Genomic DNA, 13,438 nt, shown 5'->3' on the forward strand with positions numbered 1-13,438 from the left:
TCCGGCTCAAAGCTGCTGTCGCGGTCGCGCGGCACCGTCACCGGAAAGGCGCCGTCCTGGCCTTTCAGCACCTTGGTCGTGGAGCCATTCCGCCGGTTCAACTGGCCCGGCGGGGCAGCCTTGCCCTCCTCATAGCCCAGATGCGCGGTCAACTCCGCACCCAGCATTCGCTCCATGAGCCGAATTTTCAGCTCCTTCAGCAGCCCAGCGTCACCAAGCAGGTCTTCTGGACGCTCCACGCCCGTCAGCAATTCGTCGAGGATTTCCATCGAGATGGTCATTCATGCTTCCTTTCCGTGAAGCATGGACCAGATCAATCATACACAGAAGATCGGACACTCTCAGACAGACCAGGCCTGATCAGAAAAGACAGACTGCATCATGCTCATCATAAACAGCTATGCAGCCCGTCCCATTATTCAATGGCCTAACAACTCCTACTTTAAAATGGGCAGATTTTCGGGGGAACGTCAAACATTACGATCCTTGATGGTACTTCAACCCAAATTCCGTATAAGCTGCTGTCACAAGTGCAATCATGGCCACTATAATGGCATTCCACCTCTCATCCGATAAAGGAGGAATACCGTGGTTGTTACGGAAATGCACAAGACCATTTCGCATTGCATACACCTGTCGTCCCGCGATTTCCGAAGGCGTGCTTTTCTCGTCGAACTGTATGTCAAACGCGGCAATAAGATTGCTGGCAATTGATTCAGAACAAGCTGCAATGAGTTTAATAAGAGACTCGTCTTCACGTGGTCGCCATCCTAAACGAGTCTGCAATAAATTAGCTAAGTCACAAAATGACTGCGAACTCGACCACTCCTGGAGTAGATCCACCAGTCTTGGAACTGGATAGAGCTGCTCTATACACCGATATAACTCGATATAGAAACCGCTCCAAGAAATCGAAAGGATCCCCTGTAAAGCTTTATCGAAAGGGATGAACTTTGATCCGCTGGTGAATAATGCTCCGGCCGCGCCCAGAGTATCTTTATCAAACGCAATTGGCCCATCAATATACGTTGCGGCGACCATTGCGCCAATTACTCTATCAATATCCTCCGTGTAATCATAATTCGTATCCGCCTCGACAAATATTGCTGATGGAAACAAATTAGCGACATCATTTAAATCATGACCTATGTAATGATCATGACCTATGTATTCTTCTTCAATTATATCCCGAATTTCAGCGGGTGTTGCCCGAACGATCACGTCAGTTTCTGTTACGGCAATCGCAAACAGCCCAGGCGTAGCATCAAGCTCTGTCAGACCCTCAGGCATGCGCGATGGGACACCGCAAGAAAAGGTAAAACCAAAAAAAGCGTAGTACCGCCTCTCATTATATTCAAACATAACAGCCCGCATCTGGCGAGTGATTGTTCGTTTATCCCTAACCGCAGCCTTCGCCATGAGTTCGGCATCCGGATCGCTATATCGTTTTATATACCGACCTTTATCCGCGTTCATGACTAAAGTATCAGAAGCTTTAGCATGGTTGATGAGGCGTTGAAAAATAATACGGCTCATCTCCATCCGAGATCTATTTACCATGTACTTATACTCGCCAAGATGGCTCCATCGTCGGCACGTCAAATTTCTCTTCGATCAACACTTTGAATGCTGCATCAAAGAAGGCACGTTCATATCGCCCAACGGCAGATCGTTTTTGGCCATAAAGTCGTTCAGAAAGGACATCGAGTCGCAGGAAGTCTGTAAGCTGGTTGACGTCCATTTCATCGAGTCTTGCAATAAAATTGCTTACTTGGCGAATAATTTCCGTCAAGCGCTTTTGACTTTCATCAGCTTTGCGCTCCATACCCATCCGTCCCAGAATAGCAATAGCAGTAGCTACGACAAAGCCAATACGGGCCGGTTGACTATCGAAAATACTACGCCCTTTCTTGATGGCTTTCTTCACGCCAGTCTCTTCCGTCTCTGCAGGCATTTCATCATCGAGCCGCGAAAAAGCTCTATCGAGATCTAGCATCATCTGCAGGACGGGATAGAAATAATGGTTATACTGATCTTCAGCAAGAGCATCAGTCATATCAAGACGAGAGAACTCATCAGCCAACGTTTCTTGAGTATCGACGTCCGTTTTCTTTAAAGCAAAGGCAATGTAAAGTTGAACTAAGTCGTCAGGCGCATACTCGCCGGACTTTGTACGACGCTCTGCTTTCTCACGGTTTAATACTCTCTCGAATCTAATACGTTTTTTCATTTCCTTAATAAGAGGGGCATAAACTACCTGAAGTTGACGGCTAAGATTCCATGGCACTTGCCCAGTATTGAGAACGAGCATGCGGTAAATAAGGCTATCAGTGCTCTCAGCGATCCAACACTCTACTCGCACGACTTTTTCTGAAACAGTATGATCTTGATCCATAGCGTCTAATAGGGCTGTAGTACGCTGCATACCATCGATGATAGAAATCGAATCAACCAACGTATCGCTCATCATACGAATAACATCGTCGGGTTTAAAGTCAGGGATCTTTTCTAGTATTTCCTGATCCACGACGACGCCAATAACGACAGGCGGCAATACCGCGCCACGTTTTACATCCGAGATCATTCGACCGCGGATACGTCGTGCGGTGGTCGTTTTTAACGCTTCACGCTGGTGTTGTAATCCACCACGGGCAGCATAAGCTTTCTCTACTAGCTTGAGATAATCGCCTATTTTTAAGGCCGTCATCAACGAAAAACATTTTACACGACTATCAAAGAGTAATGTGGTGTCTTGCATACGCGCCATGATCTCCCCTCATTCTAAAATATTATATCGTCTTATTCTTCCATGAGCGCCTGAATATCAGCCTGAAGGCGTTCATGATCCTTAAGTTCACATTCCCATACAACATGGACACGCCAGCCCAACTTTTGCAAGGAGATTAACGTCTCCTTATCTCGTGCGCGATTGCGTTCAATTTTTTTTGTCCAATACTCTACGTTATTTTTCGGAATCCGTGCTCCTCGTTGACAATCATGTCCATGCCAAAAGCATCCATTTACGAATAAAGCCATTTTTCGACCTGGGAAAACCAAATCTGGAGTGCCAGGGAGATCTTTACGATGGAGCCGAAACCTGTATCCCATTGCATGGATAAGCTTTCTTACCACCAATTCCGGGCTCGTATTCTTCGACTTAACTGCCCTCATAGTTCGTGAACGAACAGGATCTACTTTCATCCATCAAATTCAATTCTGAGGCTTGGGTCGCTCTCGCACTCGGCGATAATTTTATTATAATGATCGATAATATCCCTCACCGCCGTCTGTCTGGCGTCCCGTTCAAAGGTACTCCACTCATAAACATTCGTCGCTAAAAATTGCTCGATTTCAATAATATCAAGGCGATCGTCTACTCCAACCTGCTTGGCGAGTGCTTTGGCGCCACCTACCCCATCTTCTGTAGTCACAATAAGAGGACGTAAACCGGAACTGAGATTGTCCTGGCATTTCCGAATAAGCGCTTCTCCAGGCGCAGTTGTGACATGAATAGCCACATCTCCGATCAAAAAATCTCCTGAGCGATTAGATGGCGCATCCGCAACCGAAAAACCGTGATGACGAATACTACTTTTTGTGATCATATCTAGTTTGGCTCCGACCAGATGCTGCATAACAGCGCCCGCATACATGGTGCCGGAAACCTCACGTTGACGTTCTACGGCCTGCGCCAAAAGATCTCTTACACAAGCCCGTAAAGAGCGTGATGGATCAAGTTTGAAAGTAAACGGAAGAGCGTCAAAATACGCCTGAGCACGCTCTACCCAATATTTCTCCGCAGCGTCTAAATCCAATAAATTGTGAGAATGCAGATCGTTTAAAACATCAATGTATGCATTCATTCTCTCCATATTCCCTCGACTGGTTCTACCCCCTTCACTAGAGAGAATACGCTCAATGCCATGGTCTTTAAGTATTTTCTTTACCGCCCCACCGCCCAATCCGGCGACTTGCCCACCTTTTGTTGTTACGAACGAATTTTTATCTAACGGGAACTGCTTCGATGCCGCATTCCTCGTTAGGATCAGAGCAAGAGATAAAGACCCTTTTGACAAGCCAATATAATCATCGTCAAACGCCGCCAATACTGCTCGTTGTGATAACATCATAAATCTTTCTCAACTCGTCGAATTGCCGTCATTTCTGAGACCTGTTCTATCGTGCCAGCACGTCGCACAACTGTCTGACGCATCAACTCACTTCCTCGCATTTCCATCCGAAAGTCGACATGATGGATTTCCTCGGCATATCCACCAAAAGCAGCATTAAAAGCCGCGAGAATTTCAACTTCTCCAATATCCCGTCCTTTAACGAAAGGAATAGAAATTGAAGGGATATTCTCAGGAAACAGATAGATACACGGAGGAGGCACACAAAAAGGACCAAGATTGGTCAACCGATCACCGTCTACGGATTTTGGGCAAGGTCTACCAATTGTCGCACAAACCATATCCCACAACAGCACCCCATCCACCCGCTGGTTCCGCGCAATCATTTCAGCGCTAAGACGTGTGTGAATGCCCGACCAAGCGTTTCGTTGAGGATCTGCACCAGGATTGGAACAGATACTCCAGATCACAAACTCATCAGCGAGTGGCGGTCGTTCAAAAATATTCGTGTTATTCCCATCAAGACAGCCCTTAAGGTCAATAACAGCAACACGTCCGCTATTTAGACGAACAATATAATCATTACGGTTTGCATTATCTGTCAGATCCCATCCAGCAATAAAACCGCCGTCTTCCATATGATTCAGCGCATGCTGAACAAACTCTCGTTTGCCACGCATAGTGGCCGAAAACTGGCCACGGACACGCTCTATCGCGCCACGGAACAAACCAGACTGATAGAACTCTCGCTCACCTAAACCATGATCGCCAAGTTTATGCGCTTCTGTTTTAAGTGTTTCGGCAAATCTCTCGATTTGATCGCGCAATCCCTTGTTCTGTTTACAGGGAATAATGGTCATGCCGCTTCCTGTTTCCCTTCGGAAACCATGCCAAGTAGCGGTTCCAGGATATGCTGCGCCAGATGACGAACGACAGGCACAGCTACGCCATCCCCTGTCAGGTGATAAGCTTCATTATAATTCTTAGGCAGCTTGTAATGATCTTCGAGCCCCATCAGCCTTGCTGTTTCACGAGTGGAGATTAGCCGCGACCGAACCTTCCGGCCGTCAACAACAATAATCGTCTGACGGCTTGAACCTCCTGCCGGCGTCCGAAGACAACCAGCGATATCGTCAAACCGCACTTCAGCACGCTGAACCTTCGCCCCGTTTTCATCAAGACGTGTTCGTCTATAGATGGCTCCCACCATGCGCCTGCCCGCACGTTTTGCAGCATTTACTTTGGCAAGATTGGTGGCGGACATCATCGAAATCAATCTTTCGGTTTCGCTGGCTGTATGCCAAGGCACTCCAGTAGGCGCTTCCTCAATCAGATCAGCGAAAGTTGTATGCCGATGCGATGGAGTGGGGATATTCCACCACAAAAATTGAGTTTGCGCCTTTTTTGATATTCCCTGAACAGCCCTCTTCAATCCATTGGTGTGAAACGGGTCAAGCGGTTCAGGAGATAACAATGAAGGATGAATTTCCACATCCTTATGCACCCCGATCATGAACAAGCGAGGACGTGACTGGGGCACAAACAATGAGGCGTTGATTACGAGCGCTCCATACCGATATCCGGTCTCGACAAAAGTCCGACAGATAGCGTCGAAATCCTGTCCCCCATGAGAAGTCAGCGTGCCAATGACATTTTCAAGAGCTATAATTTTCGGGGCTCTTCCCTCTGAAACGAGCTCTCTCACGACATTCCAGAAAGGATAGAAGGTGCCAGAACGCTCTCCTTTGAGACCTGCGCCCCCTCCAGCCAACGACAAATCTTGGCACGGGAATGAACCCCATACGAGATCCGCAACACCAGGTAAGTCTTCAACACGGACATCATTGACGTCCCCAACCCGCAATTCTCCTCCCGTCCCCCAGTTGGCCTGATAACTCAGACTTTTTTTATGATCAAAATCATTGGCGAACAAGCACGTCCAGCCGGCCCCCAGTCCCGCACGGGCCATCCCGCCGCCAGCAAAAAATTCGTAAAAGCTAGGCATTGGCTGCAGACCTGACAGCATCTTCTTGTAACGATACCACCTCACGCGCGAGCTTTTCTTCAATCGCTTCCGCTATCCAAGTGTTACGAGACACTCTTCCAGCCCTTTTTGCGCGCGCGTCGTCAATCGCACCAAACGTCTCCGTAGAGAGACGCAGATTGAACCGGTCCATCGCGCGAACTCCCGAATTTTCTGTAGTATGGCTCATGGCGCCATGATGGCGCCAGAACATTCACATGTCCACACATGTGTTCCGGAAACGTTCTTAAAAACATATCTGAAAGAGCAATCACGCGTATCAGACCATATCAGCGATCTACCCGCGCCTATCGAACGGATATTCCTGTTATGGTGAGTACACGCAGATCACAGCTTGGAAAACTGACATTTTCAATCAATGCCTCTTTCTGTCGCACCAGTTCAAGGCCAGCCACAAATATCGCCGCCACAGCCGCTCGACGGGCAATGGTCTTGTTCGGCCCATTTAAGTCCATCGGGGGTATGCACTCTTCCCATATATTGCGGAAGGTCCCGTTCCTTATTTTCTCACGCATAAGGATCAATGCATCGGTCACACGCCAGTAAGAGGGCACATCGATCCGATAGATCGGGACGGATGTCTCGACCCGTGCCAATTCGTGCTCCAGCGTACCGAGACAGGCTTCCATTAGACTGAAATACGTCACCTGCCGTGCAGAAACACTGCTATCCGCACGTGGCCCGCCTCGCGCAAAAACCGATATGCCAAGCTGCGGTCGCGCCTCCAACCAGTCCGCCGCCGCGCGCATCTCCAGCAGCCCCTCGATCTGGCCGACCGTCCGGCGCGCCTCTTTTTCGGCAAGCTGTTTTTCCGCCTGCGTGGCAAACAGCCGCCGCGAGCGCAGGAACACCAGCCGGGCGATCCAGATCACCCAGTCCGCACGCTGCATGAGCGGCGTCGTGCGGGCCAGTCGTTCCGCCTCCTCGACAAACTGGGCCGCCAGGTCCACGATGGACAGCACGCCCAGGTCCAGACGCTGCCGTTCCGCCAGATCCAGCAGCAGGTCCAACGGCCCGTCAAACCCCTCGACATGGAACTCGGGCACAACCGGGCGCGGCAGCCAACGCGGCGGATCATCCCGGTCTTCGTCCTCATCCAGATGCATCAGCAGTCTCTCCAGCATCAGCGCGCGCGTACTGCGGCCGGATGTTGAAAACCAGCTCTGTCCACCCCGTCCGCACCCGCTCCAGCGCCTGCCACGGCGTCCACTCCGCCGACCAGAAGTTGTAGACCAGCCGGGCACTGCGGCGGATGCGCTGGTCGCGCGGGGCTTCGACCTCCACCCGGCGCAACGGTAGCGGCGTGCCCCACTGCGCCTGCAGCCAAGCTGCCGCCGCGCGGGAGTCCGACCCGGCTTCCAGAATGGGACCGGGAACCGGCACCAGCCGGTGCAGGTCAAAGGCACAGGCGGGCGTGGCCGCCGCCTGATGCTGTAGGGCGATCCGATGCAGGCGTTCGGATGCCTGGCGCAGCAGCCGGGCCAGCGTCACCGCCTGCGCCCCCTTTCCCGCCATCGGCGCCAGCAGGCGGGCCTGTTCGTAGTCAAAATCCACCTGCCAGGGGATGATCCCCGGTCCCCGGGCCGCCACCCGGAACCGGGCCACTGCATCTACCGGGCCGCTTACCGTGAGCGTCGTCCGGATCCAGTCCGGCGTCGGTCTCAACATGCGTTGACGCGCCGCGGTCCGGACTGAGGACTCTGGCGGGGACCCGGATTTTGTCCACCGTGTCCGGTGGGGCGGGTGATCGGAACGTCCCAGCGCCCGGTCCAGCACGAACCGGAACCCCGGCACCGAAAGCGGATCCCCGACCGTGCCATGCGCATCGATCCCCCGGAACGCCGCGCCCCAGCGCAGCTGCGCGGCATCGCGCCAGGCCGCCCAGTTCCGCACCGGACAGACGGCCGGATCCCGGCGCCGCCGCAACCGGCGCAGCTGGTGGCGTCCGGACCGGGGCCGCAGCAGGGCGACGGTCATGCCGTCCGTCGTGTCGGTGATGTCTTCAACGGTCAGCCGGGCCAACGCCTCGGCGCCGATGTCCAGCGTGGCGGCCAGCAGTAGCAAAGCCCGGTCGCGTAGGCCGGGCAAATCGGGGCCACAACGTCGCGCGGCGGCCAGCAGCGAAGCCACATCGACCCGGGCCCCGGTCCGGCGCACCCGCGTAGCGGGCAGGGTGACATCGAGGCCCTCGCCATTGGCGGCACACCACGCCGTCAGCGCCGCGCGATCCACCACCAGGCTCTGCCGCGGCCGCCCGGCCTTCGCCCGGGCCTCCAGCCATGCTGCTACCGCGACAGGGCCGACCGGAAAGCCGCTATCGGCTGGCTGGGTCCTGACAAAGGCGCGCCAGGAGGCCGCATAGGCCCGCGCCGTGGCCGGCGACAGGCCGGTCGGCGGCCGCGCCGCCTGCAGCAATCGGCCGGTCTCAGCCATTCCGATGGAATCCCCGGTTTTCGGCCCCGAACGCCCTGCGGGCCAGCGGCGGACAGGCGCTCGAAACGGGCAGTTCGTCCACCCTCAGCGGGAAACCGCGCCGCCTGACCCAGACCATATTAAGGCGTTTGCGTATCATACAATACGTCGTATCACGTTAACGGTTTTTTTGAGAACAAAAAAGCGCCAGATTAACCCTGAAAGGCACGGTTTCCCGGACTTTCTGCCTGCTCCCTGCCCCGCCAGGCAAAATCCGACCGATCAAAAACCTACTTCCGATAAGTTATCTTGTCGGAAGTAGATGAAAAATTCCAAAATGCCTGCTAAAATCCCGAAATGCGCCTGTTTCCGAGCCTTTTCGCCAAGCCTGTCTGTGTGCCCCTTCCCTGCTGCCCAAGTGACGGCCAGGGGCCATACGCGCGGGCAAGCCTGCCATGCTGAGCGATGTCCGGATCCTCGGCTCCAGCAGGCGCGCGCAGGCCGCGTTGCACGCCCGCGTTGACCCTCTGACGCGGCAGCGTCTGGCCGAGACACAGGATCCGGCGCGCTGGCGCGAAATCCTCTCGACCGCCTGTTTCACACCGCCCCTGCCCCTGCTTCTGGCGGGCATCGAATTGCCGGACGGTAGCTATTCCCCGGATACCCCCCTCGCCCAAGGCGTGCCGTATGCGTCGGCCGCCCAACAGATGGCTCAGGACCATGTCGCCGATATCCCATCAGGGTTTGAACTGGCCGTCGGTCTGGAAATCGATGATGGCGTGCCCAGCTTCCTGGCCTGGTTCCGGCCGCTCCAGTCCGTAGGCTCCCGTTCCGAGACGGCAGACGCAGCGCCCCCTGCGCCCGTCGGGCAACCGGCTGCTGCCGTCGCGCAATGGTTTTCCGTCGTCTCGGCACAGCCCCTCCCCGAACATGATGGCCGCCTGGCTACGGCACGTCAGGCCGCCGATGCCTATATGCACCGCAGCAAGGCCGAAAACACGCTGCGCACCTATCGCGCCGCCGTGCGGTCCTGGTGTCGCTGGGCTGCCGGCCATGCCCTGCCCGCCCTGCCGGCCCGCAGCGAGGATGTTGCCGCCTATCTGGCCGACATGGCGCTGCAGGGCCGCAGGACCAGCACCATCGACCTGCATCGTGCCGCCCTGCGCTACCTGCACCATCTGGCGCAGATTGCCGTACCCACCGCCCACCCGATGGTGACCGCAACCCTTGCTGGCATCCGTCGGGAAGCAAAAGAAACCCTGCCCCGCCAGAAAACTGCGCTCACCTGGGACAGGCTGGTCCGGGTCGTCGAAGCCATCAGTTCCCATGATCTGGTCGGTGCGCGGGACCGGGCCATTCTTTTGCTCGGTTTTGCCGGTGCGTTCCGGCGCTCCGAGCTTGCCGCACTGAAGGTGGACGACATCACGGTGGACGAGGATGGCATGCAGATCCGGCTGGGCCGGTCCAAGGGGGATCCCCAGCGCAAGGGTACTCTGATCGGCATCCCGCGGGGCCTGACCCGGAACTGCCCGGTTCTGGCATACGAGACCTGGCTCCGGCAGGCCGGGATCACGGAAGGTCCGGTCTTCCGGCGCATCTGGTCCGCGCGGGACCGCAGGGCGGGCGCCACTCCCGTCGGAGCCCCGCCCAGGATCGGGCCGCACGCCCTGTCGGACCGGGCGGTCACGGACATCATCCGCAGGCGATGCGGCGACACCCACCTCGAAGGGGATTTTGGCGGACACAGCCTGCGCCGCGGCGCCATCACCACGGGGGCAAAAGACGGGTATGATCTCCTGGAGCTGAAGCGCTTCTCGCGGCACAAAAGTCTCCAGGTCGTCGAGACCTATATCGACGCGGCCTGCATCAAGGCCCGGCACCCCGGAAGATCGAGATTCTGAACCTGTCTTGACCCCTGCCTCCAGAGCGCTTCAACTCGCCTTCAACCGCAACACGTCAGGCGGACCAAAGAGAGGAAACAGCGTCATGGGCTCGAGAATTCTTGTTGTCGGCGCGGGTGCCGTGGGTGGATATTTTGGCGCGCGCATGGCCGGCGCCGGGCATGACGTGACCTTTCTGGTGCGCGAAAGGCGCCTGCAGCAGCTCCGTGCCGAGGGCCTGTGCCTGATCAGTTCTGTTGGCAACGTCACCATCGCCCCCCGGATGGTGATGGCCGGTGGGATTGAGGGTCCCTACGACATCATCCTGCTCAGCGTAAAAGCCTATTCCCTGATGGCGGCAATGAACGATTTTGCGCCTGCGGTGGGACCGCAGACATGGATTGTCCCGCTTCTCAACGGCATGCAGCATCTTGATAGTCTGGCAGACCGCTTTGGCCCTGCCGCGGTCATGGGGGGGACGTGCTTTATCGTCAGCAAGCTTGATGCGCAGGGGCGCATTGTCCAGGCGGGTTCTCTCCCCCGGCTTTCCGTGGGGGAGCGGGACGGTCGTGAGACGCCAGCGACGTGCAGTATTGCGGAAACCCTGTCGGGGCCCGGATTTGAAACCGTGTGTTCCACCCACATCCTGCAGGACATGTGGGACAAATGGGTTCTGCTCGCCGCCCTGGGCAGCATCTGCTGCCTGATGCGCGGAACCGTGGGGGATGTCGCCAGCCAGCCAGCAGGTCAGGATTTTGCACAGGCGGTGATCCATGAATGTGCGTCAACGGCCGCTGCTGCCGGTTATCCCCTGCGGGATGCCACCCTGAAGAGCACTGTCAGTCTCCTGACGAAAACGGACTCCACCCTGACGTCCTCCATGTTCCGGGATCTGCTGCAGGGCGCTCCTGTGGAGGCGCAGCAGATTATTGGTGACCTGGTCAGGCGGGCACGCGTCCATCAGATCCCTACGCCTCTCCTGGATCTCACGGATCTGAATCTGCGCGTGTATGAACAGCAAAGGCATGCGTGAAGACGCACAGGGCGGACACGAGGTACCGGCGGACACATCCGCTTCAGAGATCATGGCCGCCTTATTCGACGATAATTCTTCCCACATGAACAGCCGGAATGAAACGTCTGACTTGGGAGAAAGGAGATAGTCGGCTGTCATAGGGACTACCAAAAACAGGCTTTCGCAGCATTCAAATTCATGACAGGGGGTAGAAATATTCAAGTGATTTCATCCTGCACATGACAAGTATCAGGTCGGCATCTAAATGTTTTCTATAGTTAAAATGCAAGCTCCTTTCCCTGGAAGGAGCTTGCGGGAAAAAATAGGGTGTCAGCGAGCAAGTGGATAATCGGTATAGCCTTCTGCACCCTGCGAGTACCAGGTGCGGATATCGTCCTTGTTCAGGGGCAGATTGTCTTCCAGACGACGCACGAGGTCCGGATTGGCGATGAATGGGCGACCGAATGAAATGGCATCTGCAACACCGGTTGCAACTGTCTCGATCGCTTCATCGCGTGTGTAGTCCTGATTCAGAACCAGCGGCTTCTTAAACACTTCGCGGATCGGGCCATGCAGCTTGGGCTGATCGGTCTTGCCGAACGTGCCATTCGGTCCGGGTTCGCGCAGTTCAAGAAAAGCGATGTCGAGGTCGTTCAACAGCTTTGCCGCCGGCACAAAAACCTGCTTGGGATGGCTGTCGATGCAGCCCTGCGTATCGCCATTGGGGGACAGCCGTACTGACGTTTTGTCCGCGCCAATCGTTGCGATCACGCGTTCCGTGACTTCACGCAGAAAGCGGATGCGCTTTTCCGGCGAACCGCCATACTCGTCGGAACGATGGTTGGTGCCGTCCCGCAGGAATTCGTCGATCAGGTAACCGTTGGCGGCATGAATCTGCACACCGTCAAAGCCTGCCTGAAGAGCATTGCGAGCGGCGTTTTCATAATCGTCCAGGATGCGGGCAATGTCCTCCCTGGTAAGAGGACGGGCAATTTCGGGAGCCTGTTTGCCGTCATAAGTATGGAGCGCTTCAGGTGCTTTTGTCGCCGAGCAGGACACAGGCTGCTGACCCGTCACGCTGGAATGCACCATGCGGCCCATGTGCCAGATCTGGGCCACGATCTTTCCGCCCTTTGCATGGACTGCAGCGGTGATAGGCTTCCAGGCTTCTACCTGTTCCTGCGACCACAGACCCGGCGCATACGGCCAGCCAAGACCTTCGCGGCTGATACCAGTCGCTTCCGAGATAATCAGACCGGCCCCAGCGCGTTGCGCGTAATATTCGGCCATGATGGGAGTGGGTACATGCTCGCGGGTGCCCCGGCCACGTGTCAGCGGCGCCATGAGAATTCTGTTTTTTGCGTAAATGCTTCCCAGTTCAATCGGCTCAAACAGGCTGGGCATGACAGATCCTTCTTAAAAAACGCAGTTCCTAGGGATTTGGGAAGCCTCATGTGGAATACAAGAGGAGAGGTGGTCCCCATTTTTCGGACAGGGCGATAAGCTATCATCTGGCCTGAACGAGGACGGGTTTTATGGGCAAGGTTACGCGGAAACGGTATGCGGCAGAGTTCAAGTCACGGGTTGCGCTGGAGGCGATCCGTGGGGAACTGACGCTGGCGGAACTGGCTTCGAAACATGGCGTGCATCAGACGATGATCGCCCAATGGAAGCGCCAGGCGATCGAAGGCATGGCAAGCCTTTTTTCTGGTAAGTCAGTAACGGAACCTTCAGTCAGCCCTGCTGATGTAGAGAAACTGCACGCCAAGATCGGCCAGTTGCTGGTGGAACGGGATTTTTTGCGGGATGCCTCTGCTCGGTTGGGCGTGATCAGAGGCGGCAGATGATTGACCCGAAGAGAGCATGCCTGCCGATAATCCGGCAATGCACGCTGCTGCAACTCAACCGGTCGGGCGTCTACTATCGGCCTGTGCCACAGAGCGAAGCCAATCTGGAG

12 protein-coding genes and 1 pseudogene are annotated in these 13,438 nt (G+C 55.5%); 3 read left to right on the plus strand and 10 right to left on the minus strand.

Features of this window, described 5'->3' with window-relative positions:
• The 9 genes from CFR71_RS14285 to CFR71_RS14330 all read right to left on the minus strand — a co-directional run.
• Window positions 1-281 (minus strand): transposase (locus tag CFR71_RS14285; RefSeq protein WP_207781405.1); only part of this gene is annotated, 281 nt, incomplete at its 3' end.
• A 196-nt stretch (window positions 282-477) separates the two neighbouring features.
• Window positions 478-1,536 (minus strand): hypothetical protein, encoded by a 1,059-nt coding sequence (locus CFR71_RS14290; protein WP_133251172.1) that lies wholly within the window; start codon window positions 1,534-1,536, stop codon window positions 478-480.
• Between the two features lie 28 nt (window positions 1,537-1,564).
• On the minus strand, window positions 1,565-2,767 hold the full coding sequence (locus CFR71_RS14295; protein ID WP_133251173.1) for a hypothetical protein: 1,203 nt from the start codon (window positions 2,765-2,767) through the stop codon (window positions 1,565-1,567).
• 32 nt (window positions 2,768-2,799) lie between these two features.
• Window positions 2,800-3,201, minus strand: coding sequence for a very short patch repair endonuclease (locus CFR71_RS17290; RefSeq protein WP_039736298.1), 402 nt, complete (start codon window positions 3,199-3,201; stop codon window positions 2,800-2,802).
• Window positions 3,198-4,130, minus strand: coding sequence for a DUF4928 family protein (locus tag CFR71_RS14305; protein ID WP_048883655.1), 933 nt, complete (start codon window positions 4,128-4,130; stop codon window positions 3,198-3,200). The genes CFR71_RS17290 and CFR71_RS14305 overlap by 4 nt, the downstream gene beginning before the upstream one ends.
• Complete coding sequence (locus tag CFR71_RS14310; protein WP_082084846.1) at window positions 4,127-4,990, minus strand: hypothetical protein; 864 nt, start codon at window positions 4,988-4,990, stop codon at window positions 4,127-4,129. Before CFR71_RS14310 ends, CFR71_RS14305 begins: the two co-directional genes overlap by 4 nt.
• Window positions 4,987-6,135 carry a DNA cytosine methyltransferase gene (locus tag CFR71_RS14315; RefSeq protein ID WP_039736297.1) on the minus strand — a complete coding sequence of 383 codons (1,149 nt, stop codon included), beginning with the start codon at window positions 6,133-6,135 and terminating at the stop codon, window positions 4,987-4,989. The genes CFR71_RS14310 and CFR71_RS14315 overlap by 4 nt, the downstream gene beginning before the upstream one ends.
• A 326-nt stretch (window positions 6,136-6,461) precedes the next feature.
• On the minus strand, window positions 6,462-7,280 hold the full coding sequence (locus tag CFR71_RS14325; protein WP_110532016.1) for a segregation/condensation protein A: 819 nt from the start codon (window positions 7,278-7,280) through the stop codon (window positions 6,462-6,464).
• Window positions 7,267-8,607, minus strand: coding sequence for a site-specific integrase (locus CFR71_RS14330; protein WP_199858433.1), 1,341 nt, complete (start codon window positions 8,605-8,607; stop codon window positions 7,267-7,269). Before CFR71_RS14330 ends, CFR71_RS14325 begins: the two co-directional genes overlap by 14 nt.
• Window positions 8,608-9,041: 434 nt before the next feature.
• On the opposite strand from CFR71_RS14330, the gene CFR71_RS14335 reads away from it, so the two are divergent.
• Both CFR71_RS14335 and CFR71_RS14340 read left to right on the plus strand, forming a co-directional pair.
• Window positions 9,042-10,487, plus strand: a complete 1,446-nt coding sequence (locus CFR71_RS14335; protein ID WP_110095979.1) for a tyrosine-type recombinase/integrase — start codon at window positions 9,042-9,044, stop codon at window positions 10,485-10,487.
• 85 nt (window positions 10,488-10,572) lie between these two features.
• Entirely contained in the window at window positions 10,573-11,499 is a 927-nt protein-coding gene (locus CFR71_RS14340; protein ID WP_110095978.1) for a ketopantoate reductase family protein, read from the plus strand.
• 312 nt (window positions 11,500-11,811) lie between these two features.
• Here CFR71_RS14340 and CFR71_RS14345 read toward each other — a convergent pair whose 3' ends face one another.
• On the minus strand, window positions 11,812-12,885 hold the full coding sequence (locus CFR71_RS14345; protein ID WP_087608926.1) for an alkene reductase: 1,074 nt from the start codon (window positions 12,883-12,885) through the stop codon (window positions 11,812-11,814).
• 131 nt (window positions 12,886-13,016) lie between these two features.
• On the opposite strand from CFR71_RS14345, the pseudogene CFR71_RS14350 reads away from it, so the two are divergent.
• Window positions 13,017-13,438 (plus strand): annotated as a pseudogene (locus tag CFR71_RS14350) (transposase); the annotation flags it as partial.

The sequence above is a fragment of the Novacetimonas pomaceti genome (assembly GCF_003207955.1).
Lineage (GTDB): Bacteria > Pseudomonadota > Alphaproteobacteria > Acetobacterales > Acetobacteraceae > Novacetimonas > Novacetimonas pomaceti.

Coding starts and splice junctions, on each gene's coding strand:
- CFR71_RS14290 (WP_133251172.1), bottom strand. CDS start 1,536: ATGAGCCGTATTATTTTTCAACGCCTCATCAACCATGCTAAAGCTTCT.
- CFR71_RS14295 (WP_133251173.1), bottom strand. CDS start 2,767: ATGGCGCGTATGCAAGACACCACATTACTCTTTGATAGTCGTGTAAAA.
- CFR71_RS17290 (WP_039736298.1), bottom strand. CDS start 3,201: ATGAAAGTAGATCCTGTTCGTTCACGAACTATGAGGGCAGTTAAGTCG.
- CFR71_RS14305 (WP_048883655.1), bottom strand. CDS start 4,130: ATGATGTTATCACAACGAGCAGTATTGGCGGCGTTTGACGATGATTAT.
- CFR71_RS14310 (WP_082084846.1), bottom strand. CDS start 4,990: ATGACCATTATTCCCTGTAAACAGAACAAGGGATTGCGCGATCAAATC.
- CFR71_RS14315 (WP_039736297.1), bottom strand. CDS start 6,135: ATGCCTAGCTTTTACGAATTTTTTGCTGGCGGCGGGATGGCCCGTGCG.
- CFR71_RS14325 (WP_110532016.1), bottom strand. CDS start 7,280: ATGCATCTGGATGAGGACGAAGACCGGGATGATCCGCCGCGTTGGCTG.
- CFR71_RS14330 (WP_199858433.1), bottom strand. CDS start 8,607: ATGGCTGAGACCGGCCGATTGCTGCAGGCGGCGCGGCCGCCGACCGGC.
- CFR71_RS14335 (WP_110095979.1), top strand. CDS start 9,042: ATGCTGAGCGATGTCCGGATCCTCGGCTCCAGCAGGCGCGCGCAGGCC.
- CFR71_RS14340 (WP_110095978.1), top strand. CDS start 10,573: ATGGGCTCGAGAATTCTTGTTGTCGGCGCGGGTGCCGTGGGTGGATAT.
- CFR71_RS14345 (WP_087608926.1), bottom strand. CDS start 12,885: ATGCCCAGCCTGTTTGAGCCGATTGAACTGGGAAGCATTTACGCAAAA.